This window comes from Micromonospora sp. NPDC051141, from assembly GCF_044455765.1.
In the GTDB taxonomy this organism is placed as follows: Bacteria; Actinomycetota; Actinomycetes; order Mycobacteriales; family Micromonosporaceae; genus Micromonospora.
Genome location: NZ_JBITFD010000014.1, coordinates 17,285 through 39,914, shown reverse-complemented (window position 1 = coordinate 39,914; position 22,630 = coordinate 17,285). Strand labels below are relative to the sequence as shown.

Annotated in this window: 22 protein-coding genes and 4 pseudogenes; 11 read left to right on the top strand and 15 right to left on the bottom strand. The window is 69.3% G+C overall.

Annotated elements, in window-relative coordinates:
* Positions 1–5: 5 nt before the first annotated feature.
* The 9 genes from ACIA6B_RS24530 to ACIA6B_RS24490 form a co-directional block, all read right to left on the bottom strand.
* Complete coding sequence (locus tag ACIA6B_RS24530) at positions 6–458, bottom strand: XF1762 family protein (protein ID WP_396776662.1); 453 nt, start codon at positions 456–458, stop codon at positions 6–8.
* Complete coding sequence (locus ACIA6B_RS24525) at positions 455–766, bottom strand: DNA methyltransferase (protein WP_396776940.1); 312 nt, start codon at positions 764–766, stop codon at positions 455–457. Before ACIA6B_RS24525 ends, ACIA6B_RS24530 begins: the two co-directional genes overlap by 4 nt.
* Positions 763–1,611, bottom strand: coding sequence for a DNA-methyltransferase (locus ACIA6B_RS24520; RefSeq protein ID WP_396776661.1), 849 nt, complete (start codon positions 1,609–1,611; stop codon positions 763–765). Before ACIA6B_RS24520 ends, ACIA6B_RS24525 begins: the two co-directional genes overlap by 4 nt.
* Positions 1,608–2,012 carry a hypothetical protein gene (locus tag ACIA6B_RS24515; protein WP_396776659.1) on the bottom strand — a complete coding sequence of 135 codons (405 nt, stop codon included), beginning with the start codon at positions 2,010–2,012 and terminating at the stop codon, positions 1,608–1,610. Before ACIA6B_RS24515 ends, ACIA6B_RS24520 begins: the two co-directional genes overlap by 4 nt.
* A 475-nt stretch (positions 2,013–2,487) precedes the next feature.
* Positions 2,488–3,000, bottom strand: a complete 513-nt coding sequence (locus tag ACIA6B_RS24510; RefSeq protein WP_396776938.1) for a DNA cytosine methyltransferase — start codon at positions 2,998–3,000, stop codon at positions 2,488–2,490.
* A gap of 28 nt (positions 3,001–3,028) precedes the next feature.
* Positions 3,029–3,919, bottom strand: coding sequence for a hypothetical protein (locus ACIA6B_RS24505; protein ID WP_396776657.1), 891 nt, complete (start codon positions 3,917–3,919; stop codon positions 3,029–3,031).
* The gene (locus tag ACIA6B_RS24500; protein ID WP_396776936.1) at positions 3,916–4,902 is read right to left on the bottom strand and encodes a TRM11 family SAM-dependent methyltransferase; all 987 of its coding nucleotides are present in this window, start codon (positions 4,900–4,902) and stop codon (positions 3,916–3,918) included. The genes ACIA6B_RS24505 and ACIA6B_RS24500 overlap by 4 nt, the downstream gene beginning before the upstream one ends.
* Complete coding sequence (locus ACIA6B_RS24495) at positions 4,880–5,743, bottom strand: hypothetical protein (RefSeq protein ID WP_396776655.1); 864 nt, start codon at positions 5,741–5,743, stop codon at positions 4,880–4,882. The genes ACIA6B_RS24500 and ACIA6B_RS24495 overlap by 23 nt, the downstream gene beginning before the upstream one ends.
* 354 nt (positions 5,744–6,097) lie before the next feature.
* Entirely contained in the window at positions 6,098–6,988 is an 891-nt protein-coding gene (locus ACIA6B_RS24490; RefSeq protein ID WP_396776653.1) for a hypothetical protein, read from the bottom strand.
* A 1,783-nt stretch (positions 6,989–8,771) separates the two neighbouring features.
* On the opposite strand from ACIA6B_RS24490, the gene ACIA6B_RS24485 reads away from it, so the two are divergent.
* The 7 genes and pseudogenes from ACIA6B_RS24485 to ACIA6B_RS24455 all read left to right on the top strand — a co-directional run bounded on the left by ACIA6B_RS24485 (position 8,772) and on the right by ACIA6B_RS24455 (position 13,642).
* Positions 8,772–9,209 (top strand): hypothetical protein, encoded by a 438-nt coding sequence (locus ACIA6B_RS24485; protein ID WP_396776651.1) that lies wholly within the window; start codon positions 8,772–8,774, stop codon positions 9,207–9,209.
* 1,138 nt (positions 9,210–10,347) lie between these two features.
* Entirely contained in the window at positions 10,348–10,731 is a 384-nt protein-coding gene (locus ACIA6B_RS24480; RefSeq protein WP_396776649.1) for a pilin, read from the top strand.
* 2 nt (positions 10,732–10,733) lie between these two features.
* A pseudogene (locus ACIA6B_RS24475) lies at positions 10,734–11,045 on the top strand (hypothetical protein); the annotation flags it as partial.
* A 238-nt stretch (positions 11,046–11,283) separates the two neighbouring features.
* The gene (locus tag ACIA6B_RS24470) at positions 11,284–11,742 is read left to right on the top strand and encodes a hypothetical protein (RefSeq protein WP_396776953.1); all 459 of its coding nucleotides are present in this window, start codon (positions 11,284–11,286) and stop codon (positions 11,740–11,742) included.
* A gap of 13 nt (positions 11,743–11,755) precedes the next feature.
* Complete coding sequence (locus tag ACIA6B_RS24465) at positions 11,756–12,985, top strand: NRAMP family divalent metal transporter (protein ID WP_396776647.1); 1,230 nt, start codon at positions 11,756–11,758, stop codon at positions 12,983–12,985.
* Positions 12,986–12,987: 2 nt separating this feature from the next.
* A complete protein-coding gene (locus ACIA6B_RS24460) occupies positions 12,988–13,359 on the top strand; it encodes a hypothetical protein (protein WP_396776645.1) in 372 nt (123 codons plus the stop codon).
* Complete coding sequence (locus ACIA6B_RS24455) at positions 13,349–13,642, top strand: PRC-barrel domain-containing protein (protein WP_396776643.1); 294 nt, start codon at positions 13,349–13,351, stop codon at positions 13,640–13,642. The genes ACIA6B_RS24460 and ACIA6B_RS24455 overlap by 11 nt, the downstream gene beginning before the upstream one ends.
* A 253-nt stretch (positions 13,643–13,895) precedes the next feature.
* Here ACIA6B_RS24455 and ACIA6B_RS24450 read toward each other — a convergent pair whose 3' ends face one another.
* On the bottom strand, positions 13,896–14,372 hold the full coding sequence (locus ACIA6B_RS24450) for an RICIN domain-containing protein (RefSeq protein WP_396776641.1): 477 nt from the start codon (positions 14,370–14,372) through the stop codon (positions 13,896–13,898).
* A 222-nt stretch (positions 14,373–14,594) separates the two neighbouring features.
* On the opposite strand from ACIA6B_RS24450, the gene ACIA6B_RS24445 reads away from it, so the two are divergent.
* The 3 genes from ACIA6B_RS24445 (at position 14,595) to ACIA6B_RS24435 (ending at position 18,240) form a co-directional block, all read left to right on the top strand.
* Positions 14,595–14,840: a hypothetical protein gene (locus ACIA6B_RS24445; protein ID WP_396776639.1), complete on the top strand. Its 246-nt coding sequence runs from the start codon at positions 14,595–14,597 to the stop codon at positions 14,838–14,840.
* A 1,291-nt stretch (positions 14,841–16,131) separates the two neighbouring features.
* Positions 16,132–16,557 carry a PRC-barrel domain containing protein gene (locus tag ACIA6B_RS24440; RefSeq protein WP_396776638.1) on the top strand — a complete coding sequence of 142 codons (426 nt, stop codon included), beginning with the start codon at positions 16,132–16,134 and terminating at the stop codon, positions 16,555–16,557.
* A gap of 471 nt (positions 16,558–17,028) precedes the next feature.
* Positions 17,029–18,240, top strand: coding sequence for a PP2C family protein-serine/threonine phosphatase (locus tag ACIA6B_RS24435; protein ID WP_396776636.1), 1,212 nt, complete (start codon positions 17,029–17,031; stop codon positions 18,238–18,240).
* A 25-nt stretch (positions 18,241–18,265) separates the two neighbouring features.
* Here the strand turns inward: ACIA6B_RS24435 and ACIA6B_RS24430 are convergent.
* A pseudogene (locus ACIA6B_RS24430) lies at positions 18,266–18,694 on the bottom strand (integrase core domain-containing protein); the annotation flags it as partial.
* Here ACIA6B_RS24430 and ACIA6B_RS24425 point away from each other — a divergent pair.
* Positions 18,693–19,058 (top strand): annotated as a pseudogene (locus tag ACIA6B_RS24425) (IS481 family transposase); the annotation flags it as partial. The pseudogenes ACIA6B_RS24430 and ACIA6B_RS24425 sit on opposite strands and share 2 nt — an antisense overlap.
* 54 nt (positions 19,059–19,112) lie before the next feature.
* On the opposite strand, the pseudogene ACIA6B_RS24420 reads toward ACIA6B_RS24425, so the two are convergent.
* The 4 genes and pseudogenes from ACIA6B_RS24420 to ACIA6B_RS24405 all read right to left on the bottom strand — a co-directional run.
* Positions 19,113–19,328: pseudogene (locus tag ACIA6B_RS24420) on the bottom strand (hypothetical protein); the annotation flags it as partial.
* 514 nt (positions 19,329–19,842) lie between these two features.
* A complete protein-coding gene (locus ACIA6B_RS24415) occupies positions 19,843–20,643 on the bottom strand; it encodes a SigB/SigF/SigG family RNA polymerase sigma factor (RefSeq protein WP_396776935.1) in 801 nt (266 codons plus the stop codon).
* 624 nt (positions 20,644–21,267) lie between these two features.
* Positions 21,268–21,801, bottom strand: coding sequence for a TspO/MBR family protein (locus ACIA6B_RS24410; RefSeq protein WP_396776634.1), 534 nt, complete (start codon positions 21,799–21,801; stop codon positions 21,268–21,270).
* Between the two features lie 134 nt (positions 21,802–21,935).
* Entirely contained in the window at positions 21,936–22,580 is a 645-nt protein-coding gene (locus ACIA6B_RS24405; protein WP_396776632.1) for a transposase, read from the bottom strand.
* Positions 22,581–22,630 lie beyond the last annotated feature (50 nt).

Here is a 22,630-nt window from a genome sequence, read left to right as displayed (position 1 = left end):
GGTGGTCAGTTCGACGGTTCCCAGCGGCTGCGCGCGATGTCAGCGGTGCCGTGGTCGACGCGGGGGCGGCTGGGTCGCGACCAGCCCGGTTGCGGTGGTCGGGAGGCGACGTTTCGCCACCCGCTCGCTCGTAGACTGACTCCGCTTTCCCCGTGTTGGGTGTAGGTGACCAGCCGGCGGTAGCCGAGGGCTTTCGTGGCTCGCCAGGCGGCGCCGTAGAGCATGCTGCAACCGTTCGGAACGGCGCCGGCGATGGCGACGCGGGTGACTTCGAGGGTGTGGCCGTCGTCGAGTAGCCGGGCGACGGGCCGCCCGACCACGGCCACTCCGACGAGAACGTCGTCCTGGGCGATGCCGAGGGAGAACTTGTGTCCTCGGGGTGGGCGGTGGTGGCGGTGCCAGTCAGTGATGAACTGGCAGGCTTGGGCGAAGGTGACCGGTACGAGACGCAGGCTCATGGCCGCGCCGGTGGAAGGTGTGGGCGTAGTCGGGTGAGGGCTTCGTCATGGAATCGAGCGGCGATGTCGATGCCGAGGTAGCGGCGGCCGAGTTGCATTGCGGCCAGGCCGGTGGTGGCGGCCCCGGAGAAGGGGTCGAGTACCACGCCGCCTGCCGGGCTGCCGGCGGCGATCGCTCGTAGTGGCAGGTCGATAGGGAATGGGGCGACGTGGGAGCCGCGGTAGGGGCGGGTGGCGATGCGCCACACGTCACCCGGGTTACGGCCCCTGTGGTGCGCGGCAGTGTGGGCGTGCCCGAGCGGTTTCAGGTTGCCTGCCGCGGCGCGTGGCTCGGCGGTGTCGGCGGCGGTGTACTTGTGGCCGTAGGCGGTGGCGCCCCGGCGGCGGGCGGTCGCCCCGATCCCGCCGGTGGCGCCTTTGCGGTGCCGCCGATGACTCGGGTGCCGTCGGCGGCTGTCGGGTGGATCAGGGGTATGCGGATGGGGTCGAGGTCGAAGTGGTAGGTGGGTGACGGGGTAAGCAGGAAGATCAGTTCGTAGGTGGTGGAGAGGCGGTCGCGGACGGATTCGGGCATCGGGTTGGTCTTGGACCAGATGATCGCGTTGCGCAGCCACCAGCCGTCAGCTTGTAGCGCGAACGCGATCCGCCAGGGCACGCCGAGGAGGTTCTTGGGCGCGAGGGTGTCCTGCGCGCGGGGGCGCGCCGGGCGTCGGCCTCCGGGTTGTCGCCGGCCCGCTTGGGGTGCGCCGCCGGAGGCGCTGCTGTAGCTGTCCCCGAGATTGAGCCAACACGTGCCGGTAGGTGTGAGCACCCTGCGCGCTTGGCGGAATACGTCGACCAGCCGGTCGACGTATTCGTCGAGGGTGGGTTCGAGCCCGTACTGCGGGTCGGACCATCGTGCGGGGCATCGCCGGCAGATGGCGCCGTCGACCCGACGGCGCGCGTCGTGTAAGCAGTCAGGGTTTCCGCGGCTCCAGCGGCCGGTGCCGTAGTCGCGCAGACCCCAGAACGGGGGTGAGGTGACGACGCAGTCGACGGACGCCTCGGGCATCGCGGTCAGCACCCGTCGGGTGTCACCGAGATAGAGGGTGACCGGCCCTTCCTGGTGGTACTGGTAGTCAGCCATATCCACCGGGTGGTGATCTGCGGTCATGACGGCACCTGCCAACGGTGCGGGCACAGCAGCAGCCGCAGCGCGGCTGCTGCCTGTTGCGGGACGACGCCGTTGCCCAGGACACGCAGCGCGAGGGTGCGTGGCAGGGCGAGCGTGGGGTCGGTGACGTGGCCTGCGTTGAGGCCCATCAGCCATTCCACGAACGGTGGAGCGAGCACGGGCTTGCCGTGCTGACCGGCTTGGGTGGGCTCCGGTGCGCCTCGGCCGAGCAGCAGCTCCCACCGGGCGACGGCGGAGGCATAGCCGCCCCACCGTTGCTCGTCGAGGTCACCGAGCCCGGCGACGGTGGTGCGCAGATCCGCCCCGCCGTCGCCGTGGCGTCCGGGGCCGCGCCCGTCGGACGCGCGGGGGGTGGGCAGGGTGCGGGTGGGTACCCGCACCGCCGCCGACGGCAGGGTGAGATCGCCGTGTGAGCCGCGCTGCCCCGGGCAGCCTTTCGCTCCGTCGGTGGCCTTTGGGGTGGGCAGCAGTACTTGCGACAGCGGCGGGCGGAAGCCGGCCCCCGCCTTGCGTCCGGGGGTGCCGGTGTCGCTGGCTCGTGGGGTGGGCAGGAGCGGATGAGGGTTTGTCGGCCTGCCGCCGGGGTGTGGTTGGTAGCCGCGAACGGCGGACTCTAGTGTCGGTCGCCAGGTGTCGCGGTTGCTGCCGCTCATGTAGCCGGTGCCGCCTCCGGCAGTCGGGGTGGGCAGAAGTTGCCCGGCGATACCGGCCAGGCTGGGCCGGCGAGCCGCTCCCGCGGACGGGGACTTGTTGGATCCGTATGTCACGGCGGTGGGGGTGGGCAGCAGGCCGTGGGTGGAGCCGGCCGGTTCGATCAGGTCGGGTAGCCCGTGCTGGTGGCCGGGGCCCTTGCCGTCACGGGCGCACGGTGTCGGCAGCGTCCGTACCCCCTCGAAGCCGTTCGGCGGGTACGGCGAGCAGGAACAGTCGGTCGCGGCGGTGCGCGGCGCCGATGTCGGATGCGCGTAGGCACGTCCAGCTCGTGTCGTACCCGATCGCGGCCAGGTCGGCTTCGACGACGTCGAAGCCGCGGCGCAGGAGCGCGGCGACGTTTTCCACGAACACGAGCGGCGGTCGAAGCGCGCGAACGGCGTCGGCGACAGCGCTCCACAGGCTGGAATGCTTGCCGCCGATGCCGGCGCGTTTGCCGGCGTTGGAGATGTCCTGGCAGGGGAAGCCTGCGGTGAGGATGTCGACGGGTGCGACGGCGCTCCAGTCGACGGCGCGGATGTCGCCGAGGTTCGGGACATGGGGCCAGTGGTGGGCGCTGACGGCGGCGGCGTGCCGGTCGGTCTCGGCGTACCAGGCGAGCTGGCCGCCGAGCACCAGCTCGACGGCCATGTCGAGGCCGCCGTAGCCGGTGCACAGCGATCCGATGCGCGATGGTGGGTGCTGCTCAATGGCGCACCTCCCGCCCCGGCGGGACCGACGAGTCGGGCGTCGGCTCGGTGACCGTGTCGGGGTGGGGACAGGTCCACGGCCCGCATCCGGGGGCATCCTTCTGCGCCTCCGGCCGGGGGCGGAGGATGACCTGGTCGAGGGGGATGCGCTGTCGGTGCAGGAAGAACTGCCCTCGCAGGGGCTGCCCGGCGGCGTTGGCCCGCGCTGACCCGTGGCGGATCGCCGCGTCGAACGCCACCGCGTCGTGCCAGCCGGCGGGGTCGTCGCGGCGAAGCCGCGCCCATTCAGTGTCAGTGCGAAACGGACACCCTACGCACGCGCTTCGAGGGGTGTCCGCCCACCCGTGATCGCTCAGGTAGGCGAGGCAGTCCGTGCGCCGCCACCCGAGGTCGAGCAGTGGAAAGACATTTCGCATGTAGGCGACGTCGGCGTCACGGGCCCGGCCGATCTCGTCGAGGCTGATCCCGATCGCCATCTCGGCGACCACACCGGCGGGGACCCGGGCAGGGTGCGGATAGCCGAGGCGGCGCCGGACCTCTACCTTGATCGGTTTGATCTTGTACTCGCCCGTGCACTGCCGGCGTGCCATACCCCGCTCGCCGTTGGGTCCCAGGGTGAACAGGGGCATTGAGGCGAAGCGGTGGTCCGGGTCGAGCGCGTCGCGTCGGATGTCACCCGCCGCGACCCGGACGACCGGGATCCCCGATCGGGTGGCCAGCTGCTCCAATCGACGCAGATGGGTGTAGACCGCAGCGGGTTCCCAGCCGGTGTCGGCGAAGATCGCCGCCTCGAACGTGGGGACTCGGCCGTGCGCCGCGAGCAGCAGCAGGGTGGAACTCTGCACTCCGGCGCCGAGGCTGAGGTATCGGTGGGTGGGTGCGCTCACGCGAGCACCCCGCCTTCGCCCGGGTTCGAGATTTCCGAACCGGAGTGGTTCTCCGCTGGCGGCTGGCGGAAGATCAGCACGTCCTCGTGCGTGATCAGGTGCAGCGGGGTGTCTCGCGAGCGGGCCTTGCGGATTTGCTGCAGCTGGAAGAAGGACGGGCGGGCGATGAGCTGTCCGTCGCGGACCGCCGCGAGCAGCGCGACGCACCGCTCGGTCGGGGTCAGGCCGGCGCGGACGCCGGCGGCGATGACGGCCGAGGGCAGGTCGACCAGCTGTCCGTGTTTGCGCCACGGCCGGGCGGTGACCACCACGGTGCCGCCGGGTCGCAGCAGCAAGGCGCAGCCGCGCAGGATCTGCTCGAACCCATCGGCAAGGCCAGTCAGGTCGCGGTAGGCGAGGTTGCCGCGGTCGGCGCCGTCGTTGTAGGCGTTGTCGAACTTCGCCACCCCGTCCTCGCCGGGGCGCACCAGACCGTGCACGGTCGGCCCGTACGGCGGTGAGGTGACCACCAGCGCGACCTGCCCGGTGAGGGCGGCGGGCAGGAGAGCGGACAGGCGGGTGGCGTCGCCGCGGACTACTGACGCGCGGCCGGTGGCGCCGTGGTGGTGGGCGTGGGTGATGTTGGCGTCGGCGATGTTGGACCAGCGCGGCTCGTACTCCACGCCGATGGCGTCGCGGCCGGCGTGGATGGCCTCGACGAGGGTGGTGCCGATCCCGCACATCGGATCGAGGACGAGGTCCCCGGGCTGGGTATAGGCGTGCACCGCGTGGGCGGCGATCGCCGGGAGCATCCGCGCAGGGTGCTTGACCGACTCGGGCACGTAGCGGCCTCGTCGCTGCACCGGTCCGGTGCGCTGCGCGGTCGCCCATACCGACAGCCCTTCCGGCGGCGTCGGGTGGCCCTGCCAATCCTGCGGTACGCCGTCGGGGTCAGGCTGACTCGCCTCGCGGGTGGGGTTGTCAGTCATGGCGGTTACCCCCAGCGCGCTGCCGCGCGCCCGGCACGGGGGAGAACACGAGCAGGTCCGCGTGGACCCGCAGGTGCGCCACCCACCTCGGGTGGGTGAGGGTGAGTAGTTCCTCGTCGGTGGCGTAGTAGGCGAACTGGTCGCTGTCGGTGTCGGCGGTGACGGCGACGATGTGCTGCAGGTAGCCCAGCCCGGCCTGGGCAGCGGCGGTGGCGACGGGGCTGAAGTCCTCCGGAGTGGGCGTCGTCGTGGTGGGGCCGGTGACGACGAGGACGAGGCAGCCGCCCGGGCGCAGCAGCCGCGCGCAGACGGTCAGGAGCCATGCCAGGCGGATCCGGTTGACCGCGTCGTCGCGGTCCAGCGGCCAGGCCGCCACGACCAGGCTCGTCGTCCCCGCCACGGACGTGTGCCCCGCCTCGACGAGGTCGGTGGGCGGGGCGTCGGTGAGGTCGTCACCGAACCACGCGGCGATGTCGGGCACCCCGTCGCCGTCGACGGCAGCGGCGGCGGGGTCGAGGGGGGCGGTGGGGGTGACCGGTCCGATGATCAGGCTGGACACTTCGGTAAACCAGGCCGAGTGGTGGCGGCGCCCTCCGGCCGCGCTGACGTCGGTGAGTGCGTGGTCAGTGGTGAGGTCGACGACGGCCTCACCGGGACGGGTGTAGGCGGCCACGAGCCGGTAGGCCAGTCGTGCGCCGACGCTGCGGCCGGCGTCGGTCGGGTCCTCGGCGGTGCGCCACACGGTGACCGGTACCGGTGGCTCGCCGGCGACCACGTCGATCAGGGTCGGGTCGGCCACCAGAGGGCCGAGCGGGTGGACGGGAACGTTGTGGTGCTGCGGCGTGTGCTCGCTCATCAGGTGTCGGCTCCGCGCCGCGCATGCAGTGCGCTGACTCCTATAAAGCAGCGTTTGTGTGCTCCAGCGAACGCCTGACCCACTCACCGCGACTCACGCCAACTCACGGCACCCGCCGACAGTCCAATCGCCACCGCTTCCGACCTGTGGGTACGCGCTCACCGCGTCCGCTCGACGACGGGAGGCTCCAGTCGCTGCGAGGTGTCGCGGCTCGCTGATGCCCGGCGAGCGTCGCGGCTGCAGGGCCACCTCTCGCGCCACCCGTCGGTCGGGCACTGGCGAAAGGGCGGAGCGCCAGCGGCGCCCGCACCGGACGGGCCGGTGCGGGCGCCGTTGGGCGCCTCCCTGACGCGCTCAGGCGGCGGCTGTCCCCTGCGCCGCAGCCCCGCTCGGCGGGCGGGCCGGGGTGCGGCGGGACTGGCGGGCCGCGCGCAGGTTCGCGCGCCGGCTGGCCTGCGCGGCGAGGTTCAAGGCTGCTTGCGGGGATGCCACGCCGGTGAGCACGCCGCTGGCGAGCGCCTCGGCGATGCGGGTGTCGATACGGCCGAGCCGCATCCGCATCGCCGCGGCGGTGATACCCAATCCAGCGGCGACGTTCTCGACCGATTTGCGGCCGAGGCGCACCTCGATCCACGGGAATTCGTCCTCGGCGTCGATGACTCCGAGCCGCACCGCCCGGTTGACCAGCACGTCCGGGTGCCCGTAGGGCATCCGCGGTGTCCGCGGGCCGGTGAGGTGTTCGACGTCGTCGACCGTGGTGTACTCCGAGGCCTGCTGACGCAGCGTGAACCCGGCCCGCCACCCGAACCGGCACAACGCCGCGTAGGGGGCGGGTTGGGCGAGGTCCGCCCGGTCGCGCAGCGCGGCGAGGAATCCCGCGAGGATCTCCGCCTCGAGGTCGTCGAGGTCACCGCCGTACCCGGCGGCGAGCTGGCGGGTGTAGCGGCGCAGCACGGGCATCGCCATGCCGACCGCGGCGATGACCCACCGCGGGCCGTCCAGGCGGGCCTTCCGGATGAGCTCCGCCCACACGGCGTCGCGTGCCTGCACGTCGCGCGGGCGCTGCAGCAGCCATTCCCGCACCTGTGTCAGTGGTAGCACTCCCGCCGGCACGTTGAGGTCGCCGTCGGGATTGACCAGGTCGCAGTCGATGGTCAGCGGGTCGGGGTCGCCGGTCAACGCCTCGAACGCCACCTGCGCGGCGTGCAACGGCGAGTCCGACCAATCGGTAGGGGTCGCGGTCATGACGAGGTACTCCTCACGAGTCGGTGACCGCCGCCACTTGCGGCGACGGCGAGCACCCATTAGCACCCCGCCCGCTCACACCGGCTCACACCGCAGCTCAGACCCCGAATCACCCCGCGTAGGCCTCGACAAGAAGGCGCGGCTCGCTACCGCCGACCGGCCGTCAAGCCTCGCCCCGCGGCAATCTCGGCAGGGCTCTGAGCAGGGATGTGAGCGCGACGAGGTCTACGTTTTCGTCCGCTGCGAGCGAGCCGCCGACGGTGAGCCGCCGCCCTTCGCCGCGCCACCCACCGCGACTCACAGCGACTCACAACGGCTCACAACTACTCACGTCCAGGACGGCACGCCCGGCGCAGCGGCCCGCGTCGAGCGCCCCGGCGCTCACCACCAACCAAGTGTGGTCAGCCGCCGTCGGATGCCGACAGCTACGCCTGGACCAGGACGGTGAGGTAAGCCAGACCGCCCCGAGCGGTTCGCGGCGTCGGTAGCCGAGCGGCCAGCATCGCTCACACCCGGTTACGCCGACGGTACTCATTGCCGTCCGTCACGTCGGAGCGCGCCGCTGTCCGCTGTCCTGCGCGCGTTGACGATCGGCCAGCGGACCGACGGTCAAGCGACGCCATCAACACGTGACCAGACAGCCGCGTGAGCGCGTTGCCTCCCGCCGATGGCGCTCGGCTTGCCGCAGTCGCCGCGCCGCGTCCGCCTTGTCACGCCGCAGACCCCGCCGGCAGCCGAAGGGCAGTGTCCGCGACCCATGGACCATGTCAGAGAAGGATGTCGATGCCGGTCGTGTGCGGCCGGCCGACGAAGATGACCAGGACGAGCCGTCGGTGGACCAACCTCATGGCCCGCTCACGGCGACGCAGGCGATGACGGACACGTACAACGCTGGATACTGCCGTTGGTCACGCAGTGGCGTCGCCGTACCGCGCGTCGGCCTTCGGCGACCGGCGCGACGCGTCACGTCGTGACCGCAGCGCATCCGCTCACATTGATGAGATGTCCTTCTCGACCATGGCGCTGAGCTGCGCTTTGACATCTTTGGCCGCGCCATTGCCTTCATGCCCGTGACATCACGGCGTATCCGCCGACGGGGGCGCGGAGCCCGACCGCGGCGCGTCGGTCACGCCGTCGGCGCGGGCGTGTCACGACTGTCCGGTCGCATCGGTCGGCGGTGTCAGGATCGCCGCCGCGGACGCGACCTGGACACGGCGACGAGCAACGCCTGGCATCAGTAAGCTTGAATGGTTGTGACACGGCGCCGCGTATCCGGGATGCGGATGTCAACGCCGGCTGAACTATCCTCGCGCGGACTGCGGGTCCGTGACTTGCGTCAGAGCGCAAAGCAAGCCCGACAGCAACCGCAGCGGGAGACCGGCGCGAGACCGACATGTGGTGGCCTTCGGTTCGATCAACGTGAAGTGTGGCGGCTCCATCGTTGATGATCAAAGGCGCCGCTGTCACCGGACACCTCCAGCCCCATGACTGACGAGAACCTGGATCTCCTGGCCGACATCCCGCTGACGAGTACGCGAGTTCCTGTAAGGCGTCCCGCTTCGGCGGCCTGGCACTCATCGTCAACATCCTGGCATCCGTCATCAATGTCATTGCATTGACGATACCGCTCGCTTGCTGGACTGTGGATTGGGGACGAGGCGGGGCTCTAGATGGTCATGAGTTTCGGTGTCCTTGCCGGGAGAACACGGGGGAGCAGGCGAAAACGCCTCTGCTCCAAGGAGAGGAGATTGACATGAATCGACGGGCACTCACGCCCCTCCGGATGGCCGCCGCCATCGCGGGGGCCGTCGCCTTCACGATCGTGGCCGCCCCGACGCCAGCGTCGGCCGCGCTACCGGACGGATACCGGGTCGAGACGTCCAGGGACGGAGACTCCCTGGACATGCAGATTGTCGACGGGGCCGGACGTTACATCGGTTGGGCCGAATTCAACGCCGACCCCTGGGGCGACACCCCGGGTGACGCCATCAGGGCGCACGACATCTCGGGCGATGGGCTGGGCGTCGAGGCATGGCTGGACATCGATCCTGGGAGCTCGTTCCAGGCCGATCGGATCGCGTCCACCCGTGGCCACACCTCTCCGTACGCCACCCCTTGGATTACCGGCAACATCGCCGAGGGCACCCGGGTCGGACTGCGGATTTGCCTGGTGCAGGGCGCCACCATCTACTGCTCCGGAACGCAGTACACGTACGCGTGACGAGCCGGCCCGGCTAACTCCGACGGGCATTGCCGATACCGCATTCGGCAGTAGAGGAAAGCGGATTGCCGCAGTGCGGATCTCCCGGTGGATGCGGTGGACCCAGTGCAGCCAGGCGATGGTGCGCTCGACGGTCCAGCGTTAAGGCCGAGGCCCGGAGCCGTCGGCGTGTCGTGTCGAGCGGTGACGGGTGTGGCGTCGCGGGCACCACTTTGATGGATGGCTGTCGTAGTCGTAGCCCCGATCGGCGTATAGCCGGTCGGGGCGCCGGCTTGGAGGTCCCGGGCGCCCGCTGGTCGGGGGATGGCGTTGAGCAGGTGGTGGTCGGGGCGGAGTCGTGTCCTTCCCGCCGGTCGGCGTGAAGGCGAGGGGGATCCGCCGGCGTCGGCCATGACGTGCGCCGAGTTCGCTTGTCTGGCCTGACGTGATCGACGGCGAGGGTGGCCTCTATCGACGGGTGTTTCCATCGTCCCGAGGAGGGCGAGGTCGGCGGCCGGGCGGCGGCATGATGACACCAGCACCGGCTGCCGCCAGCCGTGCTTGTGAGCGCAGATGCTCAGCTCAACAGGTGTGTGCACCCTGTGGCTGGGTCGGCGTTGTGAGTTGCCGTGAGTGCAGCGGACAGTCGCGGGAGCACCGCGGTGACGAGGGGGGCGCCGCCGCGGCGATTTGCGTCGGCCCGCTCAGACCTTCCATCGTCAGCAAAGCCACCGCTTACGCCCGTGTGAGGGAGTACCCGCAGGTCTTCGGCGGCAACGAGCGGACGGCCGGCGATAGCCGTGAGCGCGGGTGAGTCGCCGTGAGCGGGGCAGGCGTTCGCTGGAGCACACAAACCTGGCTTTATAAGTGCGAGACCTTTCCGCACGCCACCTGGCTCCAGCGGAGGTTCCGCCGCCGCCGTAGGACGGGGCCCCTCTCACGGGTCGGTCGCGCCTGACGTCACGGACGTTCCCGGGTGCCGCGCAGATCGGTGCGCTGACACCTCATCGACTACACCGTTACCCGACAAGGGAGGACGTGCTCCTCCCGGGGACGACCGGTGCGTCGGGGCGTCGTCCACACCTGTCCTGCGGCGGCGGTCCACCCGTCCATCCGATGACCGCCCCGCACACCTCGCGGGGCCGGAGGTGACCGTCTCATGTTCCGCGTCCCGGCACGCGCGCGTGCCTTCACCCACTCCCGGACCGCTCGCCGGGTCGGCCGCATCGCCGCGCTGACCGGCCCGGTGCTGCTGTTCCTATCCATGCCCGCCGTCGCGTACGCCGGCACTGACGTGCCCGCGCCGGCGGTGAACTCCCTGCCGGTCGTCATCGCCAACCTGCGGTATTGGCTGGTCGGCATCCTCGCCGCGCTTGCCACGCTGTTCCTCGTCCTCGCCGGGGTGTACTGGGCGACCGCCGGCGGCGATCCGGCGCAGGTCGAGCGGGCCAAGGGCGCTCTGCGCAACGCGCTGATCGGGTACGGCGTGGCCGTACTCGCCCCCGTCCTGCTGGAGATCATCCAGGGAATCGTCAGAGGCTGACCATGAGCTACGTCCTCGGCCAGATCCTCGACTGGCTCACCACCGCGGTCCTGGCGACCCTGGACGCGCTGATCGGGGTGATCAGCAGCGCGCTGCTGATCACCCCGGACGTCACCGGCCTGCCGCAGGTGCAGGCCCTGACCGGCCGTTCGGTATGGGTCGTGGACACCGTGTTCGTCCTGGCGTTCGTCGCCGCCGGTGTGCTCACCATGGCTGCAGGCGGCGACGAACGCTCCCGGTACACGATCAAGGACCTGCTGCCCCGCCTGATCGTGGCCTTCATCGCCGCGCACTTCTCCCAACTGTGGTGCGGCATCTGTACAACGAGGCCAGGCAGCGCGGCATCAAGGGCCGCTCAGCAATGTCGAAGGCGGAGCTGGAGAAGGCGCTGTCCCGCTGACGGACGCCCCGGATCAGGACGCCGGGCGGTGCGGACAGCCTGCAACGATCGGCACCAGCACCGCCGTCCGAGGCCCGACTGGTACTCGATGCCGTGCGGTCAGCGCCCGGCTGACCCTTTGTGTGGTCCAGCGATTATGGGAAGGTGGCGGCGTGCGTACACGATCGTGGGCCGCCATGGGGATGGCCTCGGTGGCTGTCGCTTGGGCGGGCGCCGGCTATCTGGCGATTCGGCCGGCGGACTTCCACGACTACCGCAAGGCGGCGGTGCAGTCGGCGCAGTCGGCATATCAGGCGGTCAAGACCGCGGAGCTGGTAGGCGAGAGTCGGCTGCGGGATCGGGTGGCGGGCCCGTACACCGCCAGCGTGCTCGACGATGCCCGTGAAGCCCTCGTGGGAGCGGCGAAGCAGTACGCCACCGAGGTCCCCGTCGACGGGCGGACCGAGACGATGCGCGAGGAGTTGGGGCCGCTGCTGCTCGCTGCCAACGCTGGGTTGGGACGGGTGCAGACCGCGGCGCGCGACGACGACGCAATGGAGCTCAGCGCGGCGGTCGCCGCGCTGAAGCCGGTGACCGGCGGCCTGTCGCAGTTCATCCAGGAGCACAAGTGACAGGTGTGCGCCGGTGAAGAAACTGCTCGCCGTGACGCTGGGCATCCTCACGGCCATCGGCGGTTTCGTCGACATCGGGGACATCGTGTCGACGTCGGAGGCCGGCAGCCGATTCGGGTTGGCCCACACCTGGGTGCTGCTGGTCGGTGTGATCGGCATCTGTATCTACGCGGAAATGGCCGGACGGGTCACGGCGATCTCCGGGCGTCCGGTGTTCGACCTGATCCGGGAACGACTCGGACCACGGATGGCGCTGGTCAACCTGCTCGGCTCGTACCTGATCACGTTGTTGACCCTCGCCGCGGAGATCGGCGGCGTGGCCCTGGCGCTGCAGCTGCTCAGCGGCACCCCGTACCTGCTGTGGGTGCCCGCGGTCGCGGTGGTGTTGTGGCTGGCGTTGTGGCGGGTCAAGTTCGAGACCTTGGAACGGGTCTTCGGTCTCGCCGGGCTCACTCTCGTCGTGCTGCTGATCGGGGTGTTCTGGCTCAGCCCGGACACCGCGGCGCTGCGTCAGCAGGCGCTGTCCAGGCAGCCGCCGACGGGCGAGAACTGGCCGACGTACTGGTTCATCGCGGTCGCGCTGTTCGCCTCGGCGATGACACCGTACGAGGTGTTCTTCTTCTCCTCCGGTGGCGTGGAGGAGAAGTGGAGCCCGAAGGACCTGACCATCTCCCGGGTGAACGTGTTCCTCGGGTTCCCACTGGGCGGCCTGCTGGCCTTCGGCTTCCTGGCCACCTCGGCGATCGTGTTCGAGCCGGCACAGGTCGCCGTGGACACCCTCGGGCAGGCTGTCCTGCCGGCCGGTCTCGCCTTCGGGAAGATCGGCCTGGCCCTGGTCATCATCGGGGTCTTCGCCGCGACTTTCGGCGCCGCCATGGAGACCAGTCTCTCCGCCGGATACGCCGTCTCCCAGTACTTCGGCTGGTCCTGGGGCAAGCTACTGCGCGCCCGGCAGGCGGCACGATTCCACACGGTGGTGCTGATCAGCATCCTGCTCGCCGTCGTCGCGCTGCTGACCACCATCGACCCGATCCAGCTGACCGAGTACATGCTGATCTTCAGCGCGGTCGTCCTGCCGCTGACGTACCTGCCGATCCTCATCGTCGCCAACGACCGCGGCTACCTCGGCGACCGCGTCAACGGGCCTTTCGCCAACACCCTCGGCGTCATCTACCTGGTCATCGTGGTGGCCGCCGCCGTGGCGGCCATACCTCTCATGGTCTTCACCGGAATGGGAGGCTGAGCATGCCCACGCTGATCGGCTTCGACCTGTTCGACCGTCAGATCCTCGACCGCGACGGCCTACCCGTCGGAAAGGTCGACGACGTCGAGTTTCGTGCCACCGCCGACGGTGCCCTGTACGTGGCGGCGCTGCTGAGCGGCCAAGAGGCCCTCGGCAACCGCTTCGGCGGCGCCTTCGGCCGCTGGCTCACCGCCACCGCTGCCCGCCTCAACCACGAGCGAGGACCACGCCGCATCCCCTACGACCTCGTCGCTCGCCTCGACTCGGCCGTGCACCTGTCCGTGTCCCGCGACCTGCTGCCCGAACCACTCCTGGAAATTTGGCTCAACGAGCACCTGACCGGACGCATCCCCGGAGCCGACGATGCCACCTGACACACCAACCCCCGCCAGCAGCATCATCGGCCGCGACGCCACCGACCTCGCCGGCAACCACCTCGGGCGCATCGTCGACCTCGTCACCCAACCCGACGACACCGGCCGGCTCATCATCACCGCCGCCCTTGTCAACCGCGGCCCATGGGGTCGGCTCCTCGGCTACGAACGCGACGAGGTACGCGGCCCATGGATCATCGAAGTCTTTGCTCGCCGTGTTTTCCGCCGGCAGGTCACCGAGGTGCCGTGGCCAGGGCTAAGAATTAGCCCTCCGACGCCGTAGCAGCACTACCACTCCACGCCGCTTGCCTTACCCGGTCGAAGGTGCGGGCAGTGTGATCTTTGGGCGATCGCCCGCGACTGACCTGACCGAGAGGCTGCTGTGTGCGCCCTCCGGGCGCAGCCCGGTTTTCCACGCGGTGACGACAAACGTCTCGTCGCCACCGTCACCCGCTTCACCCGGTACGAGAGCCACACCCGGAAGATTCCCGCAACACCTCCGTACCGCCGCGCCGTGGCAGCAGCGGGCGCCGGCTCTAGTTCTGGAAGCGCCAGGTCTGGTTGGACTGGTTGGCGCCGCAGTGCCAGATGATCAGTTGGGTGCCGTTGGTGGTGCCCCAGGCGTCCGCGTCGACGCACTTGCCCGACTGCGGGTTGCGCAGGTTGCCGTTGACGAACTGCCACTGCTGGCCGCCGGCGGTGTTGCAGGTCCACTGCTGGACCCTGGTGCCCTCGACGGTGCTGTTGCCGGTGATGTCCAGGCACTTGCCTGTACGCGAGTTCACGAGTTGCTGCCCGCGCCACGTCCACCGCACCTCGGGGCCGCCGTGGCAGTCCCACAGCTGGATCTTCGCACCGTCGTCGGGTCGGCCACCGGACACGTCGACGCAGCGGTTGGACCCCGCCCCGATGATCATCTGTCCGACGGGCGGTGTCGGATCGGCCGGCTCCAGGACGGTGCCGCGGTAGATCCGGTCGAGCAGGGCGAACAGGGTGGTGTCGTAGCGGGACAATTCCGCCCGGGTGTTGATGTTGTTGTGGACGCCGTCGCCGCCGGGAGGACCCTCGCGGTTGAGGTCGAAGTAGGACTGTACGCCCTCCGCCCAGTACTCACCGACGTTGCTACCGGCGTAGGTGTTGGTCCAGAGCCCGGTGGCGCGGGCCCGGTTGTAGGCGGAGTCGAGTTCGGGCCCGCACCGGGAGTCGACGTACCGCAGCGACCACCCGCCGACCGTGTGCCCGAATTCGTGGATGTAGACGTTCTCACCACCCTGGTTGTCGACCAGGTTGCCTCGGTGCCGACGGTCAACGATCCGCCCATGCCGGCCCAGTACCGCTCATCCCACGAGGTGCCGTGGTCCCGGAAGCTCTCCGGTATGGAGCTGATCCGCTCGCTGTGCGCGATCATGACGATCCGCACGTCGCGTCGGTACATCTCAGCGACGGCCTGCGGGTTCGTGGACACGATGGTATTCGCCTGACGGGCGGCCTTCAGCAACGTCGAGTCCGCGATCGCCGCCGAGCCCAGGATGGGAACGGAGTATCCGGTGACCGGATCCTTCGGGCCCTCCACGTACTTGGCGTACCAGCGCGTGTCGAGCCGGAACCGGTCGACGACGGCTTGCGGCACCGGCCGTTGCACCACCGCAATCGCCACGCCCCGGGTGGCGTCCGGCGTGGTCGCGGTCGGAGCGCCCGCAGCCGAGGCGCTTCTCCTGTCGGACGTAGCGGCCACTCGCGCCCCATCGCTTGCGACAGCCGCGGAACCCGGTCCGCCCACGGTCACCGAGACGAAGGCACACAGCGCCAGCGCCCCCAGCAGCACCGCCTGACGAGCGGATCCCGATGTGCACGTCGACTGGTTGGAAAATTCATCGCGGTACACCTTCCTGAACTGTCGAGGCTGAACCGAACCCGGTGACCACCGTGGATCGGGAGCATGAGCCCGGAGAGCGGGTATATGAGTTCGTCGCGTGCCCTGCTGCTGTTGGAACATCCTCACGGCAACCTCATCACCCCGTCGCATGATGACCGCGGCGCAGCCCATGGCAGCGTGGTGAGCCACCAGAGGGGGAACAGGAAGTCGTCGGTGACCACGCCGAGGAACGCGGCGAGCTGCTCGGCGGTCTAGACCGCCACGGACGGGCGGTCGCCAGTGAGTTTCCACTGCGTGACGCGGTTGTCGGTCCACACCTTGGCATGGGGTTTCTCAGAGCCGCAGACATCGAGGTGTCGGGCGGGGCTGCCGTCGAGCAAGCCCTCACGCACGGCAAGGTTGAGCGGCGCGCGCAGAGTGCTGCGCAGGTGGTGCAGCGCCGAAGCGGACTGCGGGCGGCCCCTGCTGTTCGTAGTCGCGGCGATCTGGCTGAAGCCACCACCACGCACGAGCCGGGCGTCGAGGTCAGCGAGGCGATAGCGGCCGAGATGGGGATGAGGAGGTCGTCGACATCGCGAGTGTAGGAAAGGAGAGCTGGCACCGCGGTGGCCGCTTTCACGCCAGTTCGACAAGCTGGCCGGGCTCGCCGTCGTCGGGCAGCGGCTCAATCGGTGCCTCGGGCAGCTCGCTTGGGGCCTCGGTTAGGAGCTGCTCGGCGTCATCCGGCGCCGGCTCGCATGGAGTGGACGGCCTCTCACACGGACGCGAACCTATTCGTCGGAAGCCACCGCTGAGACCCGAACACCGGACGCCCCTTACGCGTAGATTCAACACGCCTAGATCTGGGTAGTTCCGCTTACACAGGTGTGACCCAGACGAGGACCCGGAGGGGCGCGGTGCAGCCGTTCAGACCTTGGGCGTGGCGTGACATCTTCGCTGGCCCCGACCGTGGCCCGGGCTCTGAGGAATCGAATCCCGCCGGCCGGTACGTCGGCGCGGATGTGGTTGGTTACCGGGTGGAGGCCACCGACGGGCAGATCGGATCGGTAGACCGGGCAAGCTACGACGTCGGCGATGCCCTACTCGTCGTTGACACCGGCCCCTGGATTTTCGGCCGAACGGTGCTCCTGCCCGCCGGCACCGTCGCCCACGCCGACCACGACGCCCGCATGCTGTTCGTCGACCGCACCAGGCAGCAGATTAAGGACTCCCCCAGGTACGACGAGGCGGACTTCGATACTGCCCAGTTCCGCCAGCGCGTGGGCGACTACTACACCGGCACGTACGGTGCGCCGTCTGAAGACGAGCACGATCAACGCTGAACCCGGCGGTGGCGTCGGAACAGCGGTCCTACTGACCAGGAGACGAGCCAGCAGATACGGGGCCGTCTCGCCCGCGCGCTCGAGCGTCTTCACCGCAGATCCGACCGCCCGTTTATCACCGAGTAGAGCCCCTGCCGCAAGACGCGGCAGGGGGCCTCTTCCTCGCGATCGAGCACGGGGATCGCTGCCACTCGAACCCGATCGGATCTGCCTCTTACATGCCCAGAGAGGCTCGTCGCCAACCATCCAGGACTCGCAGCCTCAGCTCACCCACGGTTTTGGGTTGCCTCGTGGTACCCCGTCAGGTCGGCCGCCACGGGGGTCACGCCGCCGACGGGCAGGATTGGCGGCATCCGGACCGGCGGCGTATCCGACCGCGCGAGCGCGAGTAATAATGGCTGAGGGCTGCCGGACGGGCAGATCAGGCATGACACTGGCACCCGTGTCGCGGTCAAAAGGAAGGGATCCGGCGTGCTCAGTGACGCCAGCCTGCCGACGGCGCTGCCCATGGGCACGGCGGGCGTTGTGGAATCGGCGTCGTCTCTCCCGGCACCTGAGGTTCTGCTGATCGAGGACGACCCCGGCGACGCGCTACTGACCCGGGAGTTGCTGGCTGACAGCGGCATGGGTGCCCGGTTCACCCAGGCCAGCAGCCTGACAGGGGCCGCAGCCGCTTCCACGTCGCCGGACTGCATACTGCTCGACCTGCACCTACCCGACTGCCACGGGTTGGAGGCACTCAGGCAGGTGCTGCACCGGTGGCCGGACGCAGCCGTGGTGGTGCTGACCGGACTCAACGACGCCGCCACGGGCACGGCGGCGGTCGCCGCCGGAGCACAGGACTACCTGGTCAAAGGACACATCGACGGGACACTGCTCGGGCGCACGATCGAATACGCCGTTCAGCGCCGCCGGGTCGTGGTCACGCAGCGGCAGTTACGGGACAGCCACATGCAGGCCAGCGAGAACCTCCGGTTGCAGCGGGGCCTGCTCCCGACGCCGTTGATCACCGATCCCGCCTTGGCAGTCGCCAGCAGGTACGTGCCGGGGCGAGGACGATCGCTGCTCGGTGGCGACTTCTTCGACCTGGTGCAGAACGAGGACCACACGATCCACGCCGTTATCGGTGATGTCTGCGGCAACGGCCCGGACGAGGCCGCGATCGGCGTCGGCCTCCGCGTCGGGTGGCGAACCCTGACCCTGGCCGGGGTCGACAAGACCTCCCGGATGCGGTTGCTGGAACAGGTGCTGGTGGCCGAGCGACCACGCGAGGCGATGTTTGCCACCGCTTGCACCATCCGCGTCGCCCCGGATCGCTCGACCGCGGTCGTCGTCAGCGCCGGACATCCACCACCCCTGGTGATCACTCCGGGCGACGCTCATCCCGCGCCGATCCGTCACCACCTCGGGCTGGGCATGTTCCCGGGCCGTGGCCGCTGGCAGGAATCCGTCGTCACACTTGCGGCAGGTGCCGGCCTGCTGCTCTACACCGACGGCGTCTACGAAGGTTTCGCAGCGGACGGCACCCGCCTCGGCGAGCAACGTTTCGTCGAACTCGTGGGAAGGTTGAGCACCATCTCCGACCCAGACGATTTTCTCACCGCCCTGCTCAACGAGATCCGTCGCCACGACGAGGGCCGGCACAGCGACGACACCGCCCTGCTCTACCTGACCTGGCCTTAGGCTGTGACCGACTTCGACACAGGCCCTAGCTGTTCTGCCCATGGACGTTGGTCAACCTGGTGATGGGCGGATTGCCGCCGGTAGCAGTGTGGGGCCGGTGGTGATTGTAGTGATGCAGCCAGGCGGGCAGGGCCTTTCGCCGGGCCGCTTCGGATGAGTAGAACCGGCCGAAGGCCCAGCCGTCGGTTAGGGTCCGGTGGAAGCGTTCGACCTTGCCGTTGGTCTGGGGCCGGTAGGGGCGGGTCTTCTTCGGGGTGACCCCGAGTTCGGTGCAGGCGTCGCGCCAGGCGTAGGACTTGTAGGCGAAGCCGTTGTCGGTTAACACCCGCTCGACGGTGACGCCTCGGTCGGCGAACCAGCCGACGGCGCGGCGCAGCACGGCGACAGCGGTGGCGGCTTTCTCGTCGTCGCAGATCTCGGCGTAAGCCACCCGTGAGTGGTCATCGACGACGGTGCACCTGCGATGGAAACACCGCCTCGGGCCGGTGCAGATCGCCGGCCGCCTCGGCATGCCCGCCTCAACGGTGCATGCGGTGCTGACCCGCTGCCGGGTGAACCGGCTGTCACACATCGATCGGCGCACCGGCGAACCGGTGCGCCGATACGAACACGACCACCCGGGCGCAATGCTGCACGTCGACGTCAAGAAGCTCGGCCAGATTCCCGACGGCGGCGGGTGGCGCTACGTCGGTCGGGTCCAGGGCGAGCGCAACCGGGAGGCCACCGCCCGCCGCACCGGCACCTGTAACCACCGCTGGGAACCGCGAGTCGGGACCGCGTTCGTGCACGACCTTGCGAACGACCGGTTGCGGCGTGCGAGTGGGGCTGCGGTGCGGCCGGGATGACCGGTCGACCATCGCGTCGGCGCCGAGCTCGGCGTAGCGCACCGCCCACCGTTTCGCCGTCGGCCAGGACACGTCATAGCGTTCCGCCGCGCGAGCGGCCGGCCACCCCTGCTTCACGATCAGACGCGCGAGGCGAAGACGTGCACGAGGAGTCAGGGCGGCATTAGCGTGGGACACGAAGGCCTCCTGGTTGCCGGAGCGGTTCCTAGACAGCTCCACTCCACAACCGGAGGCCTTCGTCATCACGTCTATCTACGCCGTGTCGTCACACGACCTCAACCAACCTGTCTGGGCAGTACAACTAGGCCGACGTACGGACGGCTTCGATACCTTCATCGTGCACCATGGAGAACGCTTTCGGGCCGGACGGAAGCGTGCGGCCGGCATCAGGTTTGGACTACGGTCGGCGAAGACCCCGGCCGCCGAGACAAAGAGGACGACGATGCCCCAGAGTGGCGACGATATCGCTCTCGACTCGGCGTTGGACTCCTTGGTCCTCGCCTGACGGCACCTCGATCATCGACCCCGACCAGGTGACCACCGAAGTCGAAGAGGTCCTCGACGCGGCAACCAACGACCCCCGGTTGGCAACCCGCATCGCTGGCGTCGCGATGGACACCTTCGCCGCCTTGCACGCCTCTAAAGCGTGGGACGAGCCACAGGCTGAACCAGCGTACGGCTCGTTCGTCTCCGAGGATGGCCGGGGCGGTCGTCTGCGCGCCGGTCATGGCGGAAGAAGTGGCCTACTGAAGGTGGATCAAGCCTCGGTGAGCTGGCCCCGCAGCTTGGTCAGGGCGCGGGCGAGTAGCCGCGACACGTGCATCTGGGAGACACCGACCTTGGCGGCGATCTCGCTCTGGGTCAGGTTGCCGTAGAAGCGGAGCGTGAGGATCTTCTGCTCCCGCTCGTCGAGCGTGGCCAGCGCCGGGCCGAGCGAGGCGCGCAGGTCGGCCAGCTCGTACTCGTTGTCGTCGATGCCGAGCGTGTCGCCCAGCTCGGTGGCGCTGTCGCCGTCGCCGATCGGGGTCGAGAGCGAGACCGCGTTGTAGGCGCGGGCGCCCTCCAGGCCCTCCAGGACCTCTTCCTCGGTGACGCCGAGGTGCGTGGCGATGTCGGCGACGGTCGGCGCCCGGTTGAGCGTCTGGGTCAGCGAGCTGTTCGCCTCGGCGATGCGCAGCCGCAGCTCCTGGAGGCGACGCGGCACCCGGATGTTCCAGGTGCGGTCGCGGAAGTGCCGCTTGATCTCGCCGAGGATGGTCGGGATGGCGAAGCCGGCGAAGTCGACGCCGCGGGAGGCGTCGAACCGGTCCACCGCCTTGATCAGGCCCAGCGCGGCCGTCTGCGCGAGGTCACCGGCCGGCTCGCCGCGACCGCTGTAGCGGGCGGCCAGATGGTTGGCCATCGGCAGCCACGCCTCAATGACTTGACTGCGCAAGCTCGCCCGCTGCGGATGGCCGGCGGGCAGGGCGGCCAGCGCCACGATCAACTCGCTGGCGCGGAACTCCTCACCTGCCTGCGACGCGCGGCGCACCTCGGTGACGGACGCTGCCATGCTCATCGTGGACATGCTTGCTCTCCTGCCTCGCTGGACCGGCGCCGACTCAACCACCAATCGTGGCCAAACTTTAGACGATAAGGTGCGCAAGGATCAACCGAACGGATGATGGGCACCGTACGCCGCTGGACACAACGAGCACGGATGGCTTCAGTGACGATGTGCCTACGGGTGCCAGCGGTCGTGACCTGGAGATGTTGGGTCATACGGCCTGCATCGGCTACTACATGCTGTCGACAGATCGACACAGCGCGACGCTGCTGGGCGATGCGGCTCGGTGTCTTTTCGGTTCGGCATCGCGTCGGCGTCCGGACGCTGACTTGACGACCGCGCGGTCCACTGCACAGGACAATGTTGAGAGTAGCCCGAAGCCTATAGGCTTCGGGCGCATCGGCTACGCGTCGATCTTGCCGGTAAGCGGATGTCAGACGTAGCCGCGGAAGTTGTAGACCAGCCTGACCGGTTGAGTAAACCCCTGGCCCGCCGTCGAGTCCACGCGCCGCACGTACACTATCCAGCCCCTCAGCGGCCTCCGCTCGAGGTTGGTGTACGGATCATCAGTCCATTGAGACGGCGCCGGCAAGACCAGCATGACGGCTGGACCCGGCTGCGCTGACCGCCGGCCGTTCAGAGGCCCGCCGTGCAACTCCGTCCCGGCCAATCAGCCCCTTGGTGCTTTTCCTCCCCGCGACTACCGGGCTGCCCGGAGTTGCCGGCCACGATCGCAGTATTCACTGCGGCGGCGAACAGCGTCCACGCCGCATAAGGCATCAGCGCCGCGGCTGCGACCCGGTCGACCCGCGCCGCGTCACGCATGAGGATCAGGTTCGACACGTTCAACGCGGCAATTTCGGCCAGCGCGGCCTTAGGGTTACGGGCACGGAAGAACAGCACCGACCAGCCCGCGTTGAGCAGCAGATTGGCTGTGAACGAGCGGCGGAACCGGGTCCGGTCATCGCCGCTGGTACGGTCGAGTACGCGGGCGGCGGCGACAGCGATCAGCGCATACAGCGGAGTCCACACTGCTGGAAACGCCGCCGGCGGTGGCTGCCACACCGGCTTGCGCAGTGACCGATACCAAGACGCCGCCGGGGTCGTGGCCACCGCTCCCACCACCGCTGTCGCGGCGACCCCGGCCGCCGTCTTCCACACGGATGTCATATCCACACGCCTACCCACGAGGAGCACGTTCAATCGAGGCGGTCGGCACGAACGGAATCGCCAGCTGCTCAAGCGCGCAGGACCTACCCCTAAGTTGGTGTGAGGTCCTCGGTCGTAAGCAGGGCAGGATGCTCCTATGGTTCGTCAAGGCGTTGGGTTGGTTGGGTGAGCAGTTGGTAGGTCTCTCGGGCGACGTAGCGTTTGAGGCATCGGATGATCTCGGGTTTGCTGAGTTTTTGTTTGACCATTCGGTCGCGGTAGTCGCGGGTGCGGGGATCGGTGGCCAGGCGGGTGATGACGATGCGCCAGAGTGCGCAGTTGGCATGGCGGTCGCCGCCGCGGTTGAGGCGGCGGCGATGGGTCTTGCCGCTGGAGGCTGGTAGCGGGGCGACGCCGCAGAGCATGGCGAAGGCGGCTTCGGAGCGGAGTCGGTCGGGGTTGTCGCCGGCGGTGACGATGAGTTGTCCGGCGGTCTCGGTGCCGACGCCGTGGGTGGCGATCAGGGCGGGGTTGATCGCGGTGACCAGGGGTGTGATGAGGGCGTCGAGGTCGGCGATGTCGTGGTGAGTTGTTGGTGACGGCGGGCCAGGTGTCGCAGGGTGATCGTCGCGGCGACAACCGGTTCGCCGGCCTGATCGAGGCGGGGGCGTTTCGCGGCGCAGGCCTCGATCAGACGGGCGGGGCTCAGGTCGCGTAGCTGCTGTCGTAGCGGCTCTGGGGCGGTGATGATCACGGTGTGCATGCGTCGTTGCACGTCGGCGCGGTGGATGACGGCGCATCGGCGTGCCACTCGCAGGCTCCGCAGTGCCTCGACGCGCCCGTCGCTTTG

Excerpts from the sequence above, each read along its gene's own strand:
- ACIA6B_RS24490 (WP_396776653.1), bottom strand. The coding sequence starts at position 6,988 with ATGACCGCGACCCCTACCGATTGGTCGGACTCGCCGTTGCACGCCGCG.
- ACIA6B_RS24410 (WP_396776634.1), bottom strand. The coding sequence starts at position 21,801 with ATGACATCCGTGTGGAAGACGGCGGCCGGGGTCGCCGCGACAGCGGTG.
- ACIA6B_RS24530 (WP_396776662.1), bottom strand. The coding sequence starts at position 458 with ATGAGCCTGCGTCTCGTACCGGTCACCTTCGCCCAAGCCTGCCAGTTC.
- ACIA6B_RS24495 (WP_396776655.1), bottom strand. The coding sequence starts at position 5,743 with ATGAGCGAGCACACGCCGCAGCACCACAACGTTCCCGTCCACCCGCTC.
- ACIA6B_RS24485 (WP_396776651.1), top strand. The coding sequence starts at position 8,772 with ATGGCCGCCGCCATCGCGGGGGCCGTCGCCTTCACGATCGTGGCCGCC.
- ACIA6B_RS24520 (WP_396776661.1), bottom strand. The coding sequence starts at position 1,611 with ATGACCGCAGATCACCACCCGGTGGATATGGCTGACTACCAGTACCAC.
- ACIA6B_RS24480 (WP_396776649.1), top strand. The coding sequence starts at position 10,348 with ATGTTCCGCGTCCCGGCACGCGCGCGTGCCTTCACCCACTCCCGGACC.
- ACIA6B_RS24415 (WP_396776935.1), bottom strand. The coding sequence starts at position 20,643 with ATGAGCATGGCAGCGTCCGTCACCGAGGTGCGCCGCGCGTCGCAGGCA.
- ACIA6B_RS24405 (WP_396776632.1), bottom strand. The coding sequence starts at position 22,580 with ATGCGCCGTCATCCACCGCGCCGACGTGCAACGACGCATGCACACCGT.
- ACIA6B_RS24460 (WP_396776645.1), top strand. The coding sequence starts at position 12,988 with ATGCCCACGCTGATCGGCTTCGACCTGTTCGACCGTCAGATCCTCGAC.
- ACIA6B_RS24455 (WP_396776643.1), top strand. The coding sequence starts at position 13,349 with ATGCCACCTGACACACCAACCCCCGCCAGCAGCATCATCGGCCGCGAC.